This window comes from uncultured Lacinutrix sp., assembly GCF_947500325.1.
Taxonomy (GTDB): Bacteria; Bacteroidota; Bacteroidia; order Flavobacteriales; family Flavobacteriaceae; genus Lacinutrix.
In genome coordinates this window covers 1-22,856 of record NZ_CANMRQ010000033.1, presented here as the reverse complement: position 1 = coordinate 22,856, position 22,856 = coordinate 1, and the positions used below count along the sequence as shown (strand labels likewise).

Here is a 22,856-nt window from a genome sequence, read left to right as displayed (position 1 = left end):
GTTGTCTCTGTATAATCCGATGTGCCTGCTGTTCCTGTTGTGGTTACAATATCAACTACGGTATCTACTGAACTTGGACTATTAATAGTTACTGGAACAGTTGCTGTTCCTACACCTTCGTCTACTGTTACATCGCCAATTGTTACTGTTGGAGGAACACAAGCAGAATTATTTCCAGCATCCGTCACTGCTGGTATTGTTCCTGTATATGCTGTTGTAGCACCTGTTACCTGACCATTAGCATCATATCCTGTACCATCTACTTCTCCATCAGCAGGTGTTGTATCAACATGTCCTGCTTCAATAGCATCTGAACATCCATCTCCATCAGAATCAGTATCTAAATAATCTGGATCTCCATCTCCATCAGTATCTGGTGGAACACAAAAGTTCATATCTCCAATTGCAATAACTTGATCTGTTGCTGGAGTATCTCCTATTTGTCTAAAAGACAATATCATCGAATCAATTGGAAAAGTAAGATTAATGCTCATATTATCATTAAATCCATCTCCAACAAATGTGTTGTTACCTGCGTAAATAACATCAATAGGAATTGTATAATCTGCAGGTGATAACGTATGTGAATATCCTCCTGACATAAATGTAATTTGTACTTCATCTGTAAATGAAGCTCCTGTATCTATATCATAGATAGTGAAAGATAAATTCTCTACAGCTCTAGAAAAAGTAAAGGTATGAACCGATTCTCCTCCAATAGCAGAAGTTTGTCTTATATTATAACCATAAGCAACATAATCATCATTAATTTTATAATCACCACTTACATTACTTGTTCTACTAATTCCTAATGTTACTCCATTAAATTCTAAAGGAGGTATTGCTGTATCTACTGCAGGATCTTCACCTGTAGTAGGTGAGTTACCTTCAACAAAATGATCTTCCCAATTTAAAGTAGATGGAATACATATATTTTCTACGCTATCTAAAATCCCATCATTATCATTATCTAAATCACATCCATCAGGAACATTATCTCCATCTATATCTGCATTATCGTCAAAATCATTACAAATATCATTAACATCTATAACTCCATCTCCATCTTCATCACATTGTCCAAAACTATCAAATTGTGTATTATTTGTAGAAGTCCCAACTGTTTGCCCATTATTTATATCTACATTATTTGGCACACCTGTTGTACCATTTACTGTACCAGTTAACATTCCATTTCCATCAACTGCAGCAATTACTATATTGTCTCCTCCTTCTAAAGCATCAAAACAACCATCTCCATCTGAATCTAAATCCAATCCATTTAAAATACCATCGTTATCTATATCATTATTACAAGTTGATATAAATTCAAAGTTAAAACCGTAAGAACCAATAAACCCAAGATTAGTATATCTAATCTCTACTTCGTCTCCTGAGTTTATAGTTTGACTTTCCGCAACTGTTGGATTTGTGGCTGCTGAGCAACAATTTGCTTTAAAAGACACCCTAGAACCATTAATAAAAACTTCTAAAACATCATCTATATTAAATCCTGCACCTCCATAATTTAATTGTCCATCAAGATCAAAACTTCTTTTAAAAATTGTTTGATAATATGGTTGAAATGCAACGTTATCAACATTGATTCCTACATAATTTATTGGAACCAATCCTGTACTCGTATTTGTATCAAATGGTCCTGTTTGAGAGTAAGATCTTGAATCAGTAAGACTAAATGAATTAATACCTAAAAATGCTTCTCCTCTAAAAACTGGAACTCCTACACTTCCATTTAACTGACTATCTTGATTACTATTTCCAAAAGTTGATCCAAGGATAGCAAAATGACCATCATAATATTCTGCATCCCAATACCCTACTGGGAAATTTCCATCCTGCAACCCATCTGGCACTACATTTCCTGGATTTGATTCATAACATTCATCTATATCTAAAATCCCATCATTATCATCATCTAAATCACACACATTATTTATTCCATCTGCATCAGGATCGTTTGCTGTAACTATTCCAGCTGTTGCTCCATCTGTACATGGATTAGATACAACTATCACTGTATTACTAGCCGTATCTGTTGCTGGAGTTACTATTCCAGTTGCACTGGCATTTGCTGTATTAGTAAGCGTTCCTGCTGCACTCGGATCTACTGTAACATCAAAAGTTACAGTCATTATCTCTCCTGGCTGTAATGTAATAGCATCACCAGTAATTACCATATTTGCAGGCGCATTGGCCGCATCAGTAATAGTGGTACCAGGAATAGAATAATTAATTGTAAATGATGCTGTATTTACTGTATTTGTTCCAAAATCATTTGGATCATCCCATACAAAAGTATAAGTACCAAGAGCCGAAGGAGAACCAGCAATTGTACCTGTACCTGTTTGATTAACATTTGTACCAGCGAAATCTCCTCCAAATGACGAGCCGTTTATAGTTCCACTAGGATAAGTCCCAACTAAAGATATTTCAGACAACCAATCTGTTGTACTTACTGTCACATCATAATCATAAGATGTAATTATAGCTCCAGCAGGAATATCGGCAGTAGTTACTGTATAAGTTTGTGTTAATCCTGTACTATTAAAATCCTGATTAAGAGGCGCAAAAGTATGTGTGAAACTGCCTGTAGTTGGAGGCACATCCGGATATGTCTTCATTGCCGTAGCAGCAACATAAGTAACTCCTGTAGGCAATAAATCTTCAACTGTTACATTTTGTGCATCTACTGTTCCAATATTTTCAACTTCAACTGTATAAGAAATTGTATCACCAGCACTAACGTTTCCTGTAGGGCTAGCAGTTTTTGTTACTTGCAATTCTGGATCCGGTTCTATAGCACAAAATGCTATATTACTAAATGATGATCCATGGGCTGCATTATCTGAACAATTTGAACAGTTTGCCCATACTAAAGTTATAGAAGATATTCTATTTACACTAGAAAAATTCACTCCTACTTGATCATTATTCCCAGCTGTGCTATTATTATTTGAATCAACTACACCAGTAGTATTAACCGTATAAGAAGGTGTAGCCGAAGATGTGAATGTTGGAAAAATGGTTCCGCCACCAATTGCTTCTTGAGCGGTTATAGTAAAACTATCTCCATTAGGTCCAAAACCATTAATATGATACAAATCAAAACCTATAGCATCTAAAGGGGAAGAAAAATTTATCGTAATTGTAATATTTTCGCTATTTAAAAACCCATTAGAGAAAAACTCTAATACTTCAGTAGTTCCACCCGAAGCATCAGTATGTATACCCGGTGTTACATTCGCCCCACCATTCCATTGGTCTAAAGTATCTGTTCTTCCAGAAAAGGTTATCGTTGCATTTATACCTGTACCAGATATATCTGTTAGTGTTTGTGATAATGATCCTGCAACCCAATTAAACTCACTAGAAGTCATTGGTGTAGAATCCCATATTAATGTCCCTGCTTGACTAGCTCCTGAACATGAAGGCACAGTATGTAAATCTTGACCAGACGAGACATTTACAACTGTAACAATAAAAAATAAAGAAAATAAAACTTTTGACACAAAAGTATTACTAAACGAAAATAGGGTAGAAATTTTCATATTATGGGTAGAGTTTTTCTTATTAGAATGTATTATATAAATTTAGTTTTGTTATATCTATAAATAGGTAAACCAGTAAGAAATACTGGCACATGAAAAAACATTAAAAACCGAAAGTGATTTAATTTTGTAAAAAATGCTATTAAAGTTCTTAAAGTAATCTTCATTATTACTTATTCTTAATTATTTAGTGATTCACAATATCAAATATATGGTACACAATAGCAGGGATAATACTACGTATATACTTAATTTATACGTTGTTACCATATTATAATTAGACAAAGCGTAATCACTTTATTCTTTAAACTTTTTAATTTATTTTTTGAAAAGAGCTATCAACAATCTTTTCCTTTTTTTTTGCAAAAGGGATACACAAAATTAAATAAATTATATAAGTAATGATTATCATTACCTATTGGGTTCTAAATCATTACTTGTGCCAAAGTAAATTATTACATATGTTAATACAAAAAATTACTTGACATATTTTTGAATTTTAGGTTGTTATGACAATTTATTCGATAAACTGTTACCTAAAATATTCTTAGGCTAAATTATTTATTTAAAAAATGTTTACTATTTAGTTATTAGTACAATTCTTACAATATCGATGAAACGCATTTTTATTCGATAAAAAGAGTATTTAGAACGAATTAACAATCTAAAACTTACTTATTAGGTGATATTTATAAAATATTTTACAAGAAAAAACTTACATATATAGGAGTATCTGTAATATTAAAATTCAAAAAAACTTGATTGACAACCTATTTAGAATTGAAATTAGATAGTTTTAATCTCATTAAAAGTATATTTGCACAAATAATTTACATGAAATTTACAGACGAAATAAAAAGAAGAAGAACCTTTGGCATTATTTCTCACCCAGATGCAGGTAAGACAACTTTAACAGAAAAATTATTACTTTTTGGAGGCGCCATTCAAGAAGCTGGAGCCGTAAAAAGCAATAAGATTAAAAAAGGAGCCACTAGTGATTTTATGGAAATAGAACGCCAACGTGGAATTTCTGTAGCAACTTCTGTTCTTGCTTTTGAATATAATGGTATTAAAATTAACATACTAGATACACCAGGGCACAAAGATTTTGCTGAAGATACTTTTAGAACATTAACTGCAGTAGATAGTGTTATTGTTGTAATTGATGTTGCAAAAGGTGTTGAGGAACAAACTGAAAAGTTAGTAGAAGTTTGCCGCATGCGTAATATACCAATGATCGTTTTTATAAATAAAATGGATCGTGAAGGTAAAGATGCTTTTGAATTATTAGATGAAATTGAGCAAAAATTGGGATTAACTGTTACTCCTTTAAGTTTCCCTATTGGTATGGGATATGACTTTAAAGGTATTTATAATATATGGGAAAAGAATATTAATTTATTTAGTGGTGATAGTAGAAAGAATATTGAAGAAACTATAGAAGTTTCTGATTTAAATTCTGATGAATTAAATAAATTAATTGGTGATCCAGCTGCTGAAACATTACGTGAAGAGCTAGAATTAGTAGAAGGTATTTACCCTACATTTGATAATGATGCTTATCTAGATGGAAAACTTCAACCTGTATTTTTTGGATCTGCATTAAATAGTTTTGGTGTTCGTGAATTATTAGATTGCTTTATAGAAATAGCTCCAAAACCAAGGCCTAAACAAAGTGATGAACGTTTAGTTCTACCTGAAGAAGATAAGTTTACTGGATTTGTTTTTAAAATTCATGCCAATATGGATCCAAATCACAGAAATCGTTTAGCCTTTATAAAAATAGTATCAGGAGAATTTAAAAGAAATACTCCCTATTTACATGTTAGACACAATAAAAAAGTAAAGTTTTCTAGCCCAAATGCTTTCTTTGCTGAGAAAAAAGAAATTGTAGATATATCTTATCCAGGTGATATTGTAGGTTTACAAGATACTGGTACTTTTAAAATTGGTGATACATTAACTGAAGGCGAAAAATTAAATTATAAAGGTGTTCCAAGTTTTTCTCCTGAACATTTTAGATATATTAATAATGCTGATCCACTGAAATCCAAACAATTATATAAAGGAATAGACCAATTAATGGATGAAGGAGTAGCACAGTTATTTACTTTAGAATTAAATGGTAGAAAAGTAATTGGAACCGTTGGAGCTTTACAATATGAGGTTATACAGTATAGATTGGAACATGAATATGGTGCAAAATGCACTTATGAAAATTTAAATGTATTTAAAGCTTGTTGGATAGAACCAGAAGATCCGAAAAATGATGAGTACAAAGAATTCTTAAGAGTTAAACAACGTTTTTTAGCAAAAGATAAAAGAGATCAATTAGTATTTTTAGCAGATTCTTCTTTTTCATTACAAATGACAGAACAAAAATATTCAAGTATTAAATTTCACTATATTTCAGAGTTTGAATAATAAAAAAGAATTTTAAGCGCTATTTAATCGACTTTAAGTAGCAATACAAGGATTATATTAGAATTAAAATTATCAAACAAAAAAAAGCATTAAAATAAGTGCTATTTTTAATCACTATAAAAATAAACTATTTAAAAAAATATATCAATAATTACAATTTATTGTGATGTGCTTAAAAAAAAATCCTCTAATTAAAATTAGAGGATTTTTTTTAAGCTTGACCTGTAGGTCCAAAATTTAATGGAATTGGAGGTTGCTCATAATCTTTAATTTCTCCATGAGCTTTTTCAAAACGCTGCACATTATCATTTAATGCTTTTAATAATCGTTTTGCATGTTGTGGCGTTAAAATAATTCTAGATTTCACCTTACTTTTTGGTGTGCCAGGCATTATATTTACAAAATCCACCACAAACTCGGATACCGAGTGATTAATAATTGCTAGGTTACAATAAGTGCCTTCTGCTACTTTTTCATCTAATTCAATATTTATTTGATTTTGTTTTGGTTTATTATCGTGATTATCTGCCATTTTTTTTAAATTAAAACAAAGAATCCCGCTAAAACAAGCAGGATTCTTTTAATTATTATAATTAAGAGTAAACTCTACTAGTTGTAGTTTACTTCTTGTTTTGCTTGCATCATTTGATCAAACTCTTCTTTAGATCCAACAATAATGTTTTCATAAGTACGCATTCCTGTTCCTGCTGGAATTCTGTGCCCTACAATTACATTTTCTTTAAGACCTTCTAAAGAATCTACTTTACCAGCAACAGCTGCTTCGTTAAGAACTTTTGTTGTTTCTTGGAACGATGCTGCAGAGATAAACGATTTAGTTTGTAAAGATGCACGCGTAATACCTTGAAGTATTGGCGTAGCAGTAGCTGGCTGCGCATCTCTTGCTTCCACTAACTTTTTATCTTCACGACGTAATAAAGAATTTTCATCTCTTAATTCGAATGACGTTACAATTTGTCCTTCTTTTAAGTTTGATGAATCTCCTGCATTTTCAACTACTTTCTTACCAAAAATAGCATCGTTTTCTTCAATAAAATCTGCTTTATGAGCTAATTGATCTTCTAAGAAAATAGTATCTCCAGAATCAATAATTCTCACTTTACGCATCATTTGTCTTACAACAACTTCGAAATGCTTATCGTTAATTTTCACCCCTTGCAAACGGTAAACTTCTTGAACCTCATTCACCAAGTACTGTTGTACTGCTGCAGGGCCTTTAATATTTAATATATCGTTTGGCGTTATAGAACCATCAGATAAAGGCATACCGGCTTTTACGAAATCATTTTCTTGAACAAGAATCTGACTCGATAATTTCACTAAGTATTTCTTAATATCTCCTAATTTAGATTCTACAATAATCTCACGATTACCTCTCTTAATTTTCCCAAAAGAAACAACGCCATCAATAGCACTTACAACAGCTGGATTAGATGGGTTACGAGCTTCAAATAATTCTGTTACTCTTGGTAAACCACCTGTAATATCACCTGCTTTTGCAGATTTACGAGGAATTTTAACTAAGATTTTTCCAATCTTAACTTTCTCTCCATCGTCAATCATTATGTGAGCGCCAACTGGTAAATTATAAGAACGAATTGCTTCACCTTTACCATCTTCTACAATAAGTGTTGGAATTAATTTCTTATTTCTAGATTCTGAGATTACTTTTTCTTGGAAACCAGTTTGCTCATCAATTTCTACTTGGTAAGTTACACCTTGTTCGATATTTTCATATCTCACTTTTCCAGCAAATTCAGAAATAATTACACCGTTATATGGATCCCACTCACAAACAACATCACCTGTCTTTAGTTTATCTCCACTCTTAACTAATATAGTAGAACCATAAGGAATATTATTAGTACTTAATGTAACTCCTGTTTTCTTATCTACTAATTTTAATTCTGATGTACGAGAAATAACAATGTCTATTTCGTTTCCATCTTTATCGGTACCTTTAACAGTTTTTAATTCTTCTATCTCAGCAACACCATCAAACTTAGTCATTAACTTATTCTCTTCAGAAATGTTTCCTGCAATACCACCAACGTGGAATGTACGAAGTGTTAACTGTGTTCCAGGTTCTCCAATAGATTGTGCAGCGACAACACCAACAGCCTCACCACGTTGTACCATTTTGTTTGTTGCTAAGTTTCTTCCGTAACATTGTGCACAGATTCCTTTTTTAGCTTCACAACTTAATGGTGAACGTACTTCTACTGTATCTACTGATGAATTTTGAATCTTATCAGCAATTACTTCATCAATTAATTGTCCAGATTCAGCTAATAACTCTTCAGTTAATAAATCGTATACATCATTAAGTGCTACACGTCCTAAGATACGTGCTCCTAACTTCTCTACAACTTCATCATTTTTCTTAAGAGCAGAAACTTCTACTCCTCTTAATGTACCACAGTCTACACTGTTTACTATTACATCTTGAGAAACATCTACTAAACGACGTGTTAAATAACCTGCATCGGCAGTTTTAAGTGCTGTATCGGCAAGACCTTTACGTGCACCGTGAGTAGAAATAAAGTATTCTAAAATTGAAAGTCCTTCTTTAAAGTTAGAAAGAATAGGGTTTTCAATAATCGATCCTCCACCTGCAGTAGATTTTTTAGGCTTAGCCATTAATCCACGCATACCTGTAAGCTGACGAATCTGTTCTTTAGATCCACGTGCACCAGAATCAAGCATCATATATACCGAATTGAATCCTTGTTGATCTTCTCTAATACGTTTCATTGACAGTTCTGTCAATTCAGCATTTGTAGATGTCCAGATATCAATAACTTGATTATAACGTTCGTTATTTGTAATAAGTCCCATGTTATAATTACCAGTAATGCCATCAACTTTTTTGTTAGCAGCATCAATCATAGATTGCTTTTCTGGTGGGATAATAATATCTCCTAAACTAAATGATAATCCTCCTCTAAAGGCAAAATTATATCCTAAAGTTTTAATTTCATCTAAGAAGGCTGCGGTTTCAGGTACACTTGTAACTTTTAAAATATCACCAATAATATCTCTTAAAGATTTCTTAGTTAATACTTTATTGATATATCCAGCAGCAGCTGGTACTTTTTCATTGAAAAGTACACGTCCAACTGTTGTTTCAATTACTTGAGGTACTAATTCACCTGCTTCATTAAAATCAATTGTACGCACTTTAATTTGTGCATTTAAATCTACTTTTTTCTCATTATAAGCAATGTTTACTTCCTCTGCAGAATAGAACGTTAATCCTTGACCTTTAATAGGTAATTCTGGAGTAGTTAAACGTAACTTAGTCATATAATATAAACCAAGTACCATATCTTGAGATGGTACAGCTATTGGCGAACCATTAGCTGGATTTAAAATATTATGAGACGCTAACATTAACAATTGCGCTTCAAGAATAGCCTCTGGCCCTAAAGGTAAATGAACAGCCATTTGATCTCCATCAAAATCGGCGTTAAAAGCAGAACATACTAATGGGTGCAATTGTATTGCTTTACCTTCAATAAGTTTTGGCTGGAATGCTTGAATACCTAAACGGTGAAGCGTAGGCGCACGGTTTAGTAATACTGGATGTCCCTTAAGAACGTTTTCCAAAATATCCCAAACCACTGGCTCTTTCTTATCTATAATTTTCTTAGCTGATTTTACAGTTTTTACAATTCCTCTTTCTATTAATTTACGAATGATGAAAGGTTTGTAAAGCTCTGCAGCCATATTTTTAGGAAGACCACATTCAAATAATTTTAATTCTGGTCCTACTACAATTACCGAACGTGCAGAATAATCAACACGCTTACCAAGTAAGTTTTGACGGAAACGTCCTTGCTTACCTTTAAGTGAATCGGATAATGATTTTAATGGTCTGTTTGAATCAGTTTTTACAGCTGATGACTTACGTGTGTTATCAAATAATGAATCTACAGATTCTTGTAACATACGCTTTTCATTACGTAAGATTACTTCTGGAGCTTTTATCTCCACTAATCTTTTTAAACGGTTATTACGTATTATTACACGACGGTATAAATCATTTAAATCTGATGTTGCGAAACGTCCACCATCTAAAGGTACTAATGGTCTTAATTCTGGTGGAATAATTGGCACAACTTTCATAATCATCCATTCTGGACGGTTTTCACGGTTGTTATTAGATTCACGAATAGCTTCTACAACTTGAAGGCGTTTTAACGCTTCTGTTTTACGTTGTTTAGACGTTTCTGTATTTGCTTTGTGACGTAATTCGTAAGATAACGTATCTAAATCAATTCTTGCTAATAAGTCGATAAGACATTCAGCTCCCATTTTAGCAATAAACTTATTTGGGTCTGTGTCTTCTAAATAATTATTGTCTTGAGGAAGTGACTCTAAAATATTTAGGTATTCTTCTTCAGTAAGGAAATCCATTTTTTGAATTGGTTCTCCTTCGGCATTTTTTGCATTACCTGCTTGAATTACTACATAACGTTCGTAGTAAATAATCATATCTAATTTCTTAGATGGTAATCCTAATAAATAACCAATTTTGTTTGGTAAAGAACGGAAGTACCATATGTGAGCTACAGGCACAACTAAATTAATGTGCCCTACACGATCACGACGTACTTTCTTTTCTGTTACTTCTACACCACAACGGTCACAAACAATACCTTTGTAGCGAATTCTTTTATATTTACCACAAGCACATTCGTAGTCTTTTACAGGACCAAAAATACGCTCACAGAATAAACCATCTCTTTCTGGTTTATGTGTACGATAATTAATAGTTTCTGGTTTTAAAACCTCACCTCTAGACTCTGCTAATATAGATTCTGGTGATGCTAAACCAATTGAGATTTTATTAAATCTCTTTACTGTATTCTTATCTTGTTTTCTTGCCATAATGCTGAATACTTTTGTTGTTTTATAATTGAAGTTTTCACTTCAATCTAAAATATTCCCGCTTTCGCGGGAATGAATATTATTCCTCTAATCTAATGTCTAATCCTAATCCCTTCAATTCGTGCATAAGTACGTTGAAAGATTCTGGTAATCCTGGATCTGGCATTGGTTCGCCTTTTACAATTGCTTCGTAAGTTTTAGCTCTACCAACTACATCATCAGATTTTACGGTTAAGATTTCTCTTAATGTCGCAGATGCTCCATAAGCCTCTAGTGCCCATACTTCCATTTCTCCAAAACGTTGACCTCCAAATTGTGCTTTACCACCTAATGGTTGTTGCGTAATTAATGAGTATGGTCCAATAGAACGTGCGTGCATTTTATCGTCAACCATATGCCCTAATTTAAGCATATAAATAACTCCTACTGTTGCAGGTTGATCAAAACGATCTCCTGTTCCTCCATCATATAAATAAGTATGACCATATCTAGGAATTCCAGCCTCATCTGTAAACTCATTAATTTGATCAATTGTAGCACCATCAAAAATTGGAGTAGCATAAGTACGACCTAAATCTTGTCCAGCCCAACCTAATACTGTTTCATATATCTGACCAATATTCATACGCGATGGTACACCTAATGGATTTAATACGATATCTACAGGTGTTCCGTCTTCTAAGAAAGGCATATCTTCTTGACGTACAATACGTGCAACAATACCTTTGTTTCCGTGACGACCTGCCATTTTATCACCAACTTTAAGTTTACGTTTCTTAGCAATATAAACTTTAGCTAACTTTATAATACCAGCTGGTAATTCATCTCCTACAGAAATAGTGAATTTTTCACGACGTAAAGAACCTTGTAAATCGTTTTCTTTAATCTTATAGTTATGAATTAAATCTGCAACTAATTTATTTGTATGACTATCTGTTGTCCAAGTACCTCCAGTTAAGTGCGTATAATCATCAACAGCATTTAACATTTTTAAAGTAAATTTCTTACCTTTAGGTAATACTTCTTCACCTAAATCATTAAAGATACCTTGAGATGTTTTTCCGTTTACAATAGCGAAAAGTTTTTCAACTAATATAGCTTGTAAATCATCAAACTTAGAATTATATATACCCTCTAATTGAGCAATATCTTCTTTATCTTGAGCTCTTTTTCGCTTATCTTTAATAGCACGAGAGAATAACTTCTTGTTAATTACAACTCCATGTAATGATGGCGATGCTTTTAAAGATGCATCTTTTACATCACCTGCTTTATCTCCAAAGATTGCACGTAATAATTTTTCTTCTGGTGTAGGGTCGCTTTCACCTTTTGGAGTAATTTTTCCAATAAGAATGTCTCCTGGCTTCACTTCTGCTCCAACACGAATCATTCCGTTTTCATCAAGGTCTTTTGTTGCCTCTTCTGAAACGTTAGGTATATCATTAGTTAACTCTTCGTTACCTAATTTGGTATCTCTAACATCTAAAGAATACTCATCAATATGAATAGAAGTAAAAATATCTTCTCTAACAACTTTTTCCGAAATTACAATCGCATCCTCAAAGTTATACCCTTTCCATGGCATAAAGGCTACTTTCATATTTCTACCTAATGCTAATTCTCCATTTTGAGTTGCATAACCTTCAGAAAGAACTTGTCCTTTTTTAACTTTATCTCCTTTCTTTACGATTGGTTTTAAGTTAATAGAAGTCCCTTGGTTTGTTTTTCTAAATTTAACTAAAGGATAAGATTTAGTATCGCTATCAAAACTTACCTTAGCTTGATCTTCTGTTCTTTGATATTTAATTATAATTTCTTTAGCATCTACATATTCTACAACTCCTTCTCCTTCTGCATTAATTAATACACGAGAATCTGATGCTACTTGACGTTCTAAGCCTGTTCCAACAATAGGTGCTTGAGGACGTAATAATGGTACAGCCTGACGCATCATGTTAGATCCCATTAATGCACGGTTGGCATCATCATGTTCTAAGAAAGGAATTAAAGATGCCGAAATTGATGAAATTTGGTTTGGAGCAACATCTGTATAATGAATCTCTTTTGGATCCATTACTGGGAAATCGCCTTCCATACGAGCAATTACTTTATCATGTAGTATTGTTCCTTTATCATCAACTTTAACAGTTGCTTGCGCAATTAATTTCTCTTCTTCTTCTTCAGCACTTAAATAGATTGGAGTCCCTTTTATATCTACAACACCATTATCTACTTTTCTATATGGTGTTTCAATGAATCCCATAGAGTTTACTTTGGCGTAAACAGAAAGCGAAGAAATAAGACCAATATTTGGTCCTTCTGGTGTTTCAATAGGACATAAACGTCCGTAGTGAGTATAGTGAACATCACGTACTTCGAAACCTGCTCTTTCTCTTGATAAACCACCTGGTCCTAGTGCTGAAAGACGACGCTTATGCGTAATCTCTGCAAGAGGATTCGTTTGATCCATAAATTGAGATAATTGATTTGTACCAAAGAAAGAATTAATAACAGACGATAAAGTCTTTGCATTAATTAAATCAATTGGAGTAAAAACTTCATTATCACGAACGTTCATACGTTCACGAATAGTACGAGCCATACGTGCTAAACCAACACCAAATTGAGATGATAATTGCTCTCCAACGGTACGTACACGACGGTTAGATAAGTGATCAATATCATCAATCTCAGCTTTAGAGTTGATTAACTCAATTAAATATTTAATTATAGTAATGATATCTTCTTTGGTAAGCACTTGCTTATCCATACCAATATCTAACTGTAATTTTTTATTCATTCTATAACGACCTACTTCTCCTAAAGAATAACGTTGATCACTAAAGAATAATTTATCTATAATACCACGTGCTGTTTCCTCATCTGGCGGCTCAGCATTACGTAATTGTCTATAGATATGTTCTACTGCTTCTTTTTCAGAGTTTGTTGGATCTTTTTGAAGCGTATTATGTATAATTGCGTAATCTCCTTGTTGCGCACTTTCTTTATGTAAAAGAATAGTTTTAACACCTACTTCAATGATTTCTTCAATATTATCTTTGTCTAATTCTGTATCACGATCAAGAACAATTTCATTACGTTCTATAGATACAACTTCACCAGTATCTTCATCTACGAAATCTTCATACCATGTATTTAATACACGGGCTGCAAGTTTGCGTCCTAAAATTTTCTTTAAACCAGATTTTGAGACTTTAACTTCTTCAGCTAAATCAAAAATCTCAAGAATATCTTTATCTCTTTCAAAACCAATAGCTCTAAAAAGAGTTGTAACAGGTAATTTTTTCTTTCTGTCGATGTAAGCATACATCACTTGGTTGATATCTGTAGCGAATTCTATCCAAGATCCTTTGAAAGGAATAACTCTTGCCGAATATAATTTTGTTCCGTTTGCGTGAAACGATTGTCCAAAGAATACACCAGGAGATCTATGTAATTGAGATACAACTACACGTTCTGCACCGTTGATACAAAAAGTACCAGATGGTGTCATGTAAGGTATTGTTCCTAAATACACATCTTGAACAATGGTCTCGAAATCCTCATGTTCAGGGTCTGTACAGTACAGTTTTAACCTTGCTTTTAATGGAACGCTATACGTAAGTCCTCTTTCTATACACTCTTCAATAGCATATCTTGGTGGGTCGATAAAGTAATCTAAGAATTCTAATACGAATTGATTACGAGTATCTGTGATTGGAAAGTTCTCCTTGAAGGTGTTATACAATCCTTCATTACCTCTTTCTTCAGATTTTGTTTCAAGTTGGAAAAAATCCTGGAAGGATTTTATTTGAATATCCATGAAATCTGGATATTCAGTTCTATTAATAATAGACGAGAAATTTAATCTTTCAGCTTGTGTTACTAACATCAATGGACGAAATTTTGATTAAAAAAAATGGTTTGTATATACTACTAGCTATATACGACAAATGGTCTAGGTCTTAGAGAGTAGTCTCCAGACCTAAACCTTTGTTAATTTTATTTGTTAAGCTTACTTAAGCTCAACCTCAGCTCCAGCTTCTTCTAAAGAAGATTTTAAGCCTTCAGCTTCATCTTTAGAAACTCCTTCTTTGATTGCACTTGGTGCATCATCAACTAATCCTTTAGCTTCTTTTAATCCTAAACCAGTTAATTCTTTAACTAATTTTACAACAGCTAACTTAGCGCTACCTGCAGCTTTTAAGATTACATCAAATTCAGTTTTTTCTTCAGCAGCATCTCCGCCACCTCCTGGTCCAGCTTGTACAACTGCAGCAGCAGCAGCAGGCTCGATACCGTACTCTTCTTTTAATATGTTTGCTAATTCATTAACGTCTTTTACCGTTAAGTTAACTAATTGTTCTGCGAATTCTTTTAAATCTGCCATTTGTAATAATTTTTAATTTTTTTAATATATAAGTGTAAAGTGCGTACTTTTTAAATTATCCTTCTTTTTCAGATAATGTTTTAAGAATTCCTGCTAGTTTTCCTCCACTTGATTTAAGTGCAGACACAACGTTCTTCGCAGGAGATTGTAATAATCCAATGATATCTCCAATTAATTCTTCTTTTGATTTGATATCAACTAACATATCTAGTTGATTATCTCCTATGTATACCGCTTCCTCAATGAATGCCCCTTTTAGTAAAGGTTTTTCAGATTTTTTACGAAAAGCTTTAATTACTTTCGCTGGAGCGTTTCCTGTTTCAGAATACATTACTGAAGTATTACCTTTAAGCGTTGATGGTAAGTCTCCAAAATCTTTATCTGAAGCTTCCATTGCTTTTTCAAGTAATGTATTTTTTACTACTGCTAACTTTACGTTTGCTTTAAAACAAGCACGACGTAAATCTGAAGTGTTTCCTGCATTTAAGCCTGATATATCAGCTAAATATATATTAGCATTATCGGCTAATTGCGCAGTTAATTCTTCAATAACTTGTGATTTTTCTTCTCTTGTCATAATAAAAGTTATTTAACTACTAACCGATTTTTGTATCAACTGCTATACTAGGACTCATTGTAGAAGACATAAAAATGCTTTTTACATAAGTACCTTTAGCTGCAGTTGGCTTCAGTTTCATTAATGTTGTTAATAATTCGTTTGCATTACCTTCAATCTTATCAGCACTAAATGATGCTTTTCCAATTGCTGCATGTACAATACCTGTTTTATCAACTTTAAAGTCAATTTTACCAGCTTTTACTTCTGTTACAGCTTTAGCGATATCCATAGTTACTGTACCTGTTTTTGGGTTAGGCATTAAACCACGAGGACCTAATACACGTCCTAAAGGACCTAATTTACCCATTACACTTGGCATAGTGATGATTACATCTACATCTGTCCAGCCAGCTTTAATTTTATCAAGATATTCTTGAAGACCAACGAAATCTGCACCGGCTTCTTTAGCTTCTGCTTCTTTGTCTGGAGTAACTAATGCTAATACTTTAACATCTTTACCTGTACCATGAGGAAGAGATACTACACCTCTTACCATTTGGTTTGCTTTTCTAGGATCTACTCCTAAACGCACAGCTAAATCTACTGAAGCATCAAACTTAGTATTTGTAATTTCTTTTATCAGTGCTGAAGCTTCTTGTAAAGAATATACTTTATCCTTTTCTAACTTAGCAACTGCCTCTTTACGTTTTTTTGTTAATTTTGCCATTTTAAAATCTTTTTAGGTTAATTAGGTGCTTCACCACCTTTAACAGTTATACCCATAGATCTTGCAGTTCCTGCGATCATTTTCATTGCAGATTCAATTGTAAATGCATTTAAATCTACCATTTTATCTTCTGCAATAGCTTTAACTTGATCCCAAGTCACCTTAGCTACTTTACGTACATGAGGTTCACCTGATCCTTTTTTCACCTTGGCCGCTTCTAATAATTGTACTGCAGCTGGAGGAGTTTTAATTACAAAGTCAAATGATTTATCTTTGTAAACTGAGATTACAACTGGTAATACTTTACCAGCTTTATCTTGTGTTCTAGCATTAAACTGCTTACAGAACTCCATGATATTAACTCCAGCAGCACCTAAAGCGGGTCCAACCGGTGGCGACGGATTCGCTGCACCTCCCCTTACTTGTAACTTAACTACTTTACCTAATTCTTTTGCCATTTTTAATAATTTAGTTCGGTATCAATTCTTTTTTGGAAGCAAGAATTAATCCCATCTTTATTGTAACAATTATTATATCTTTTCAACTTGCATATAACTTAATTCTAATGGTGTTTTTCTTCCAAATATTTTCACCATTACTTCAAGTTTGCGTTTTTCTTCGTTAATATTTTCTATAGTACCATCAAATCCGTTAAATGGACCGTCAATTACTTTAACTGTTTCTCCTTTAGTATAAGGTATAGCAACATTTGCCTCAGCATCTACTGTTAACTCATCTACCTTACCTAACATTCTGTTCACTTCAGATTGCCTTAACGGTAATGGATCCCCTCCTTTTGTAGCTCCTAAAAAACCTATAACATTAGTAATAGACTTAATTATATGAGGTATTTCACCACTCAAATTAGCCTTAATCATAATGTAACCACTGAAATAAACTTTTTCTTTGTTTATTTTTTTTCCATTACGTATTTGCACTACATTTTCAGTAGGCACTAATACTTCCTCTACATAATCTTGTAAGCCTAAACGTGCTATTTCGTTCTCGATATAAGTTTTAATCTTATTTTCTTGACCACTTACAGCTCTTACAACGTACCATTTTTTTTCTCCAACTTCAGCCATAAAACTTCTTAGTTTACAAAATAGTTAAAATAATAACCAATAGCTTTACTAAATACAGTATCAACTCCCCAAATCGCTAAAGAGAATATAATTGAAAACACAGCCACTAAAATAGTCAAGCTTTGAACTTCTGACCATGGTGTCCATGTTACATTGTTTTTCAATTCGCTAAATGATTCCTTAATATAATTTACTATTCCAGCCATTTGTATTCTTTATTTTATGAAACAAATAATCTATTATTATTCGTTTTAATTCATTTAAAAACAAAACTTAATTTAAGTTCATTTTACTTAAGCACGGGTTGAGAGACTCGAACTCCCGACACCTGGTTTTGGAGACCAGTGCTCTACCAACTGAGCTAAACCCGTAAATATAAGTCAAGGTGCCACGAAAACGAGACACCTTAACTTTGTATTTATTAAATTAGATATTACTCTAATATTTCAGTTACCTGACCAGCTCCAACTGTTCTACCACCTTCACGGATAGCAAAACGTAAGCCTACATTCATTGCAATTGGTTGGATTAAATCAACTGTAATAGTTAAGTTATCTCCAGGCATTACCATCTCTACTCCTGATGGTAAAGCAATGTTACCTGTTACATCAGTTGTACGCACATAAAACTGTGGACGGTAATTATTATGGAATGGCGTGTGACGTCCACCTTCTTCTTTTTTCAAGATATAAACCTCAGCTTTGAAGTTTTTATGAGGAGTTACAGATCCAGGCTTAGTAATTACCATACCTCTTGAAATCTGAGATTTTTCAATACCTCTTAATAAGATACCAGCATTATCTCCAGCCTCACCTCTATCTAATATTTGACGGAACATCTCAATTCCTGTAATAGTAGATGTTAATTTCTCAGCTCCCATACCAATAATCTCTACAGGATCCCCTGTGTTAGCAATACCAGTCTCAATACGTCCAGTTGCTACTGTACCACGTCCAGTAATAGAGAATACATCTTCGATAGGCATTAAGAAATCTTTATCAACTTCTCTTAACGGCTCTTCAATCCAAGCATCAACTTGTGCCATTAATTCTAATACTGTATCTACCCACTTTTGCTCACCATTAAGCGCTCCTAAAGCAGAACCAGAAACTACAGGTCCATTATCACCATCATAATCATAGAATGATAATAATTCTCTAACTTCCATATCAACTAATTCTAAAAGCTCTTCATCATCAACCATATCCACTTTATTTAAGAATACTACGATTCTTGGAATACCTACCTGACGACCTAATAAGATATGCTCACGAGTTTGTGGCATTGGACCATCTGTTGCAGCAACAACTAAAATAGCTCCATCCATTTGAGCAGCACCAGTTACCATGTTCTTTACATAATCGGCGTGACCTGGACAATCTACGTGCGCATAGTGACGGTTAGCTGTTTGATATTCAACGTGTGATGTATTAATTGTAATACCTCTTTCTTTTTCTTCTGGAGCATTATCGATAGTATCGAAATCTCTTGCTTCTGATAAACCTGCATCAGCTAATACTTTAGTAATAGCAGCAGTTAAAGTTGTTTTACCGTGATCTACGTGTCCAATTGTACCAATATTTAAGTGTGGTTTTGAACGATCGAAAGTTGCCTTTGCCATGTTTTAATAATTTAATCTTAGTTATATAATAATATTAGTGTTCTAAATTTATGCTTTTCAAAAAATTGAGCCAATGACGGGAATTGAACCCGTGACCTCTTCCTTACCAAGGAAACGCTCTACCTCTGAGCTACACCGGCTAAATATTAGAGCGAGAGACCGGGTTCGAACCGGCGACATTCAGCTTGGAAGGCTGACGCTCTACCAACTGAGCTACTCTCGCAATTATTTAAAATTCTTCGTTTAAAATATTACATTTCTTTATGGTTAAAAAAATGTGGGGAGAGCAGGATTCGAACCTGCGAAGACGTAGTCAGCAGATTTACAGTCTGCCCTCGTTGGCCGCTTGAGTATCTCCCCAATTTTAAACTTTTCAATCTTTTAAAGAACTTACAAAAAAAGCTTTTAAACTTCTTTCATTTAAGAGCCGATGGAGGGACTCGAACCCACGACCTGCTGATTACAAATCAGCTGCTCTAGCCAGCTGAGCTACATCGGCTTTTACTGCTATTTTTACATATAAAAAAAGCCCGCTATTTCTAACGGACTGCAAATGTAAATATTTATTTAGTTATTCAAAAATATTTTTAATAAATATTTTTATAAATATGTTCTTAATTTCTCTTTTCTCTTTTTTAACTGCCTTTGTAATGATGCTACTGCTACATCTGCTCCTTCTTCAAATGTTTTACATTGTTTTTTTACAACAAAACTATCTCCAGGCACACTTATTCTGGCTTCGAATATTTTATTTTCTTTATCACTAGTATTTTCAACTTTTAAAAACACATCCGACTTTATGACTTTATCATAATAAGTTTCCAATTTATCCATTCTTTTTTGAATGAAATTTAATAGTTTTTGATCTGCATTAAAATTCACTGATTGAGTGTTCACCTTCATACGCTTTAATTTTAATTGGTTAAACGATTGATACTATTATTTTTTACTTCTAGGATGCGCTTTAGAATACACTTTTTTAAGTTCTGCAATACTATTGTGAGTATAAACTTGAGTTGCAGCCAAACTTGAATGTCCTAAAAGTTCTTTAACAGCATTTATATCTGCACCTTGATTTAGTAAGTGAGTCGCAAATGAATGTCTTAGTATATGCGGACTCTTTTTTACCTTATTTGATGCTAAACTAAAATACTCATTTATTATTCTGTAAACAAGAGTTTCATAAATTTTAACGCCTTTTTTGGTTAAAAAAAGATATTTATCGTCCTGTATATTTTTTAATTCTGCTCTTTTATTAGCATAAATATTAATTGTTTTAATTACTGAGCTTAGTAATGGAACATAACGCTCTTTATTTCTTTTACCTAAAACCTTAAGGGTCTTATTAGCCATATCTATTGCTGACCACTTTAATTCTACTAATTCTATTCTTCTTATTCCTGTTGAATAAAACAATTCTATTATAAGCTTATTTCTAACGCCTTCGAAATCCTGATCATATTGCAATTCGTCTATTACAATTGCGACTTCTGTTTCAGAAAAAGGGACTTGAATTTTTTTACTTGTCTTTAATGCTTTGTGCTTAGCTAAAGGATTAATTTTTATATCCTCAATTTTTAATAAAAATTTATAATAAGAGTTTAATGCAGATACTTTACGGTTGATACTCCTATTTGAAATTTCTCTTTCAACTAGTTTTACTATCCAACTTCTAATTTGTGAGTAATTAACTTTGTTTAATTCTGATTCATCATACTCTGAGAGTATAAATTCTTGAAATGACTGAATGTCATTTGAATATGCTTTTATAGTAAGTTTCGAATAATTTCGTTCTAACTGAAGATAATTAGTAAATGCTTCTAAAGACATATTAATTTATTGAATATGATAAATATAACAAATTAAGCTGTTCACTTTCTAATAAAAAAGAACAGCTTAATTTGTTATTATTAAAGTATGATTACTCTTTAAACAGCGAAGCTCGCTGACTTAAATCTTCAATCATCTCTTCATCTTCCTCACTTTCTAAAAGTACATTATAAGTTTCCCAGAACTCTTTATCGTATGGTTTAGGAGAGAATATATCCATATCCCATTTTTGGATCTTTGCTTGCATAATAGACTCGTCGTCAAGAATGATTTCAGAAAATAAAATTTCTTGAATTGTATAATAATAACGTTCCTCTTTTAATCGCTCTTCTTCTTCAGGTGAAATTATTACATTTTTTCCTTTTTTCCCTACGTTTACAAGTTTTGGAGTCTCATAATATATATATGCTGGATACATTTTATCTTCATACTCTTTATAAGTAATTTCAAGCTTGTGATTTAATTGCGTATCAAATAGGCGTTTACTTCTACTTTTTTGTTCTTTAGAACCTGCAATTAATTCGTATTCTATTTTTTTAAAGGCATAATTATCATAATATATGTATACCCAGCCTTGTGGCACAAATCCTTCATTATAAATTCCTTTAGTACCAAGCCCTACGTAATTCTCTCCTTTTAATATTTTTATTTTATACAGCTTCCTTTCGTTATCTACCAGTATAGTATCTAGTTCGAATTGGTGATTGGTTAAAATATTCTTACCAAACAAGGCTTTATTACCTTTAACATTTCTAAAAATATTTAATTTACCTTGAAAGATATTTTGAAGTCCATTTACTCTCTTGTCATTCCATCTTATAGCTTTTTTTATAGATGCTGTTTTTATTTGACTACGTTTAAAGTTTTTTGGAGTGACCTTCCTTCTGGATTTTTGATTTAAATATGATGCATAAGCAAATAGACTATCTATATCTCTTAAATCATAACTCTTTCGCATTTGATCTACATTAATCTTAAGATGATTTTTTGCTGGCACACTATAACCAGAATCGTATACCGAAATAGCACTTTCGATAAGCCATTTAAATTCTCTCTTATTACGTTCTTTATGTCTTAAAAATCCTTTTTGGATGTATGCAGAATCTGGCATTGTTTCTGGCAATTCTTCTAATGCTTTTAAAACAATATCATTTCCAGTTTTTGGCCTAGGTTCTGCCTCAATTGTTACTTCATCTAAAGTAGCGACAGCTTCTATTAAATAAATTTCCATTGAGCTATCATATTGTTCTAATGGGATTTTTTCTGTAGAATAACCTATAGATGAAATTACAAGTGTGTCTTTAACATTTTCTAATGGCACTTTAAGTGAAAAATTACCATCTGCATTTGTTATTGTTCCAATAGTTGTATTTTTAATATAAATACTTGCACTTTCTACTGGAGCATCAAGTTGAAAGTCTTTAACTTTATTTTTTATCTCTAATTGCGCAAATGCAAAAGTACTGCACAATAGAAATAAAAAAGGTAGAATTTGATTTGGGTATTTCATTTTAAATCAATTAATTAACAATACAGAATCGCTTTTTCAGAACTCTAATATAAAAATTCTTCTTATACTTTTACTTAAACTGTATTTTTTCTCTTTTATTATGAGACACTTGTATATGGAGAAAGCTAATGCTTCACTGCAGGTTTATACTCCTTCTTGTCAATTACCATTTTAGCTAATTGTGATACAATTTTCGCTAAAACACTAATTTAATTAATGCTTCACTGCAG

14 protein-coding genes, 5 tRNA genes and 1 pseudogene are annotated in these 22,856 nt (G+C 32.7%); 1 reads left to right on the top strand and 19 read right to left on the bottom strand.

Going from position 1 to position 22,856, the window contains the following annotated elements:
* Positions 1-3,569: pseudogene (locus Q0997_RS19580) on the bottom strand (hypothetical protein); the annotation flags it as partial.
* 834 nt (positions 3,570-4,403) lie between these two features.
* Between Q0997_RS19580 and Q0997_RS19575 the strand changes: the two are divergent.
* A complete protein-coding gene (locus tag Q0997_RS19575; RefSeq protein ID WP_299892242.1) occupies positions 4,404-5,993 on the top strand; it encodes a peptide chain release factor 3 in 1,590 nt (529 codons plus the stop codon).
* Positions 5,994-6,204: 211 nt separating this feature from the next.
* On the opposite strand, the gene Q0997_RS19570 is transcribed toward Q0997_RS19575, so the two are convergent.
* The 18 genes from Q0997_RS19570 to Q0997_RS19485 form a co-directional block, all read right to left on the bottom strand.
* Positions 6,205-6,525 carry a DUF3467 domain-containing protein gene (locus tag Q0997_RS19570; protein ID WP_299892239.1) on the bottom strand — a complete coding sequence of 107 codons (321 nt, stop codon included), beginning with the start codon at positions 6,523-6,525 and terminating at the stop codon, positions 6,205-6,207.
* A gap of 77 nt (positions 6,526-6,602) precedes the next feature.
* Positions 6,603-10,904, bottom strand: a complete 4,302-nt coding sequence (rpoC, locus tag Q0997_RS19565) for a DNA-directed RNA polymerase subunit beta' (RefSeq protein WP_299892238.1) — start codon at positions 10,902-10,904, stop codon at positions 6,603-6,605.
* 79 nt (positions 10,905-10,983) lie between these two features.
* Positions 10,984-14,796: a DNA-directed RNA polymerase subunit beta gene (rpoB, locus tag Q0997_RS19560; RefSeq protein ID WP_299892244.1), complete on the bottom strand. Its 3,813-nt coding sequence runs from the start codon at positions 14,794-14,796 to the stop codon at positions 10,984-10,986.
* 123 nt (positions 14,797-14,919) lie between these two features.
* Positions 14,920-15,294, bottom strand: a complete 375-nt coding sequence (gene rplL, locus Q0997_RS19555) for a 50S ribosomal protein L7/L12 (protein WP_299892235.1) — start codon at positions 15,292-15,294, stop codon at positions 14,920-14,922.
* A 55-nt stretch (positions 15,295-15,349) separates the two neighbouring features.
* Positions 15,350-15,871 carry a 50S ribosomal protein L10 gene (rplJ, locus tag Q0997_RS19550; protein WP_299892234.1) on the bottom strand — a complete coding sequence of 174 codons (522 nt, stop codon included), beginning with the start codon at positions 15,869-15,871 and terminating at the stop codon, positions 15,350-15,352.
* A 19-nt stretch (positions 15,872-15,890) separates the two neighbouring features.
* Positions 15,891-16,580: a 50S ribosomal protein L1 gene (rplA, locus tag Q0997_RS19545; RefSeq protein ID WP_299892232.1), complete on the bottom strand. Its 690-nt coding sequence runs from the start codon at positions 16,578-16,580 to the stop codon at positions 15,891-15,893.
* 17 nt (positions 16,581-16,597) lie between these two features.
* Positions 16,598-17,038 (bottom strand): 50S ribosomal protein L11, encoded by a 441-nt coding sequence (rplK, locus tag Q0997_RS19540; RefSeq protein ID WP_299892230.1) that lies wholly within the window; start codon positions 17,036-17,038, stop codon positions 16,598-16,600.
* 72 nt (positions 17,039-17,110) lie between these two features.
* On the bottom strand, positions 17,111-17,665 hold the full coding sequence (nusG, locus tag Q0997_RS19535; RefSeq protein WP_299892229.1) for a transcription termination/antitermination protein NusG: 555 nt from the start codon (positions 17,663-17,665) through the stop codon (positions 17,111-17,113).
* 8 nt (positions 17,666-17,673) lie between these two features.
* Complete coding sequence (gene secE / locus Q0997_RS19530) at positions 17,674-17,871, bottom strand: preprotein translocase subunit SecE (RefSeq protein ID WP_299892228.1); 198 nt, start codon at positions 17,869-17,871, stop codon at positions 17,674-17,676.
* 92 nt (positions 17,872-17,963) lie between these two features.
* A tRNA-Trp gene (locus Q0997_RS19525) sits at positions 17,964-18,036 on the bottom strand.
* Positions 18,037-18,098: 62 nt separating this feature from the next.
* Positions 18,099-19,286: an elongation factor Tu gene (gene tuf / locus Q0997_RS19520; RefSeq protein ID WP_299892224.1), complete on the bottom strand. Its 1,188-nt coding sequence runs from the start codon at positions 19,284-19,286 to the stop codon at positions 18,099-18,101.
* A 68-nt stretch (positions 19,287-19,354) separates the two neighbouring features.
* Positions 19,355-19,426: transfer RNA gene (locus Q0997_RS19515), tRNA-Thr, on the bottom strand.
* Between the two features lie 10 nt (positions 19,427-19,436).
* Positions 19,437-19,509, bottom strand: a tRNA-Gly gene (locus tag Q0997_RS19510).
* A 55-nt stretch (positions 19,510-19,564) separates the two neighbouring features.
* Positions 19,565-19,646, bottom strand: a tRNA-Tyr gene (locus tag Q0997_RS19505).
* A gap of 65 nt (positions 19,647-19,711) precedes the next feature.
* Positions 19,712-19,785: transfer RNA gene (locus tag Q0997_RS19500), tRNA-Thr, on the bottom strand.
* Positions 19,786-19,886: 101 nt separating this feature from the next.
* Entirely contained in the window at positions 19,887-20,189 is a 303-nt protein-coding gene (gene raiA, locus Q0997_RS19495) for a ribosome-associated translation inhibitor RaiA (protein WP_299892223.1), read from the bottom strand.
* Positions 20,190-20,225: 36 nt separating this feature from the next.
* On the bottom strand, positions 20,226-21,116 hold the full coding sequence (locus tag Q0997_RS19490) for a tyrosine-type recombinase/integrase (protein ID WP_299892220.1): 891 nt from the start codon (positions 21,114-21,116) through the stop codon (positions 20,226-20,228).
* A 91-nt stretch (positions 21,117-21,207) separates the two neighbouring features.
* Positions 21,208-22,626, bottom strand: coding sequence for a carboxypeptidase-like regulatory domain-containing protein (locus Q0997_RS19485; protein WP_299892217.1), 1,419 nt, complete (start codon positions 22,624-22,626; stop codon positions 21,208-21,210).
* Between the last annotated feature and the right edge of the window lie 230 nt (positions 22,627-22,856).

Excerpts from the sequence above, each read along its gene's own strand:
- Q0997_RS19575 (WP_299892242.1), top strand. The coding sequence starts at position 4,404 with ATGAAATTTACAGACGAAATAAAAAGAAGAAGAACCTTTGGCATTATT.
- Q0997_RS19570 (WP_299892239.1), bottom strand. The coding sequence starts at position 6,525 with ATGGCAGATAATCACGATAATAAACCAAAACAAAATCAAATAAATATT.
- rpoC (WP_299892238.1), bottom strand. The coding sequence starts at position 10,904 with ATGGCAAGAAAACAAGATAAGAATACAGTAAAGAGATTTAATAAAATC.
- rpoB (WP_299892244.1), bottom strand. The coding sequence starts at position 14,796 with ATGTTAGTAACACAAGCTGAAAGATTAAATTTCTCGTCTATTATTAAT.
- rplL (WP_299892235.1), bottom strand. The coding sequence starts at position 15,294 with ATGGCAGATTTAAAAGAATTCGCAGAACAATTAGTTAACTTAACGGTA.
- rplJ (WP_299892234.1), bottom strand. The coding sequence starts at position 15,871 with ATGACAAGAGAAGAAAAATCACAAGTTATTGAAGAATTAACTGCGCAA.
- rplA (WP_299892232.1), bottom strand. The coding sequence starts at position 16,580 with ATGGCAAAATTAACAAAAAAACGTAAAGAGGCAGTTGCTAAGTTAGAA.
- rplK (WP_299892230.1), bottom strand. The coding sequence starts at position 17,038 with ATGGCAAAAGAATTAGGTAAAGTAGTTAAGTTACAAGTAAGGGGAGGT.
- nusG (WP_299892229.1), bottom strand. The coding sequence starts at position 17,665 with ATGGCTGAAGTTGGAGAAAAAAAATGGTACGTTGTAAGAGCTGTAAGT.
- secE (WP_299892228.1), bottom strand. The coding sequence starts at position 17,871 with ATGGCTGGAATAGTAAATTATATTAAGGAATCATTTAGCGAATTGAAA.
- tuf (WP_299892224.1), bottom strand. The coding sequence starts at position 19,286 with ATGGCAAAGGCAACTTTCGATCGTTCAAAACCACACTTAAATATTGGT.
- raiA (WP_299892223.1), bottom strand. The coding sequence starts at position 20,189 with ATGAAGGTGAACACTCAATCAGTGAATTTTAATGCAGATCAAAAACTA.
- Q0997_RS19490 (WP_299892220.1), bottom strand. The coding sequence starts at position 21,116 with ATGTCTTTAGAAGCATTTACTAATTATCTTCAGTTAGAACGAAATTAT.
- Q0997_RS19485 (WP_299892217.1), bottom strand. The coding sequence starts at position 22,626 with ATGAAATACCCAAATCAAATTCTACCTTTTTTATTTCTATTGTGCAGT.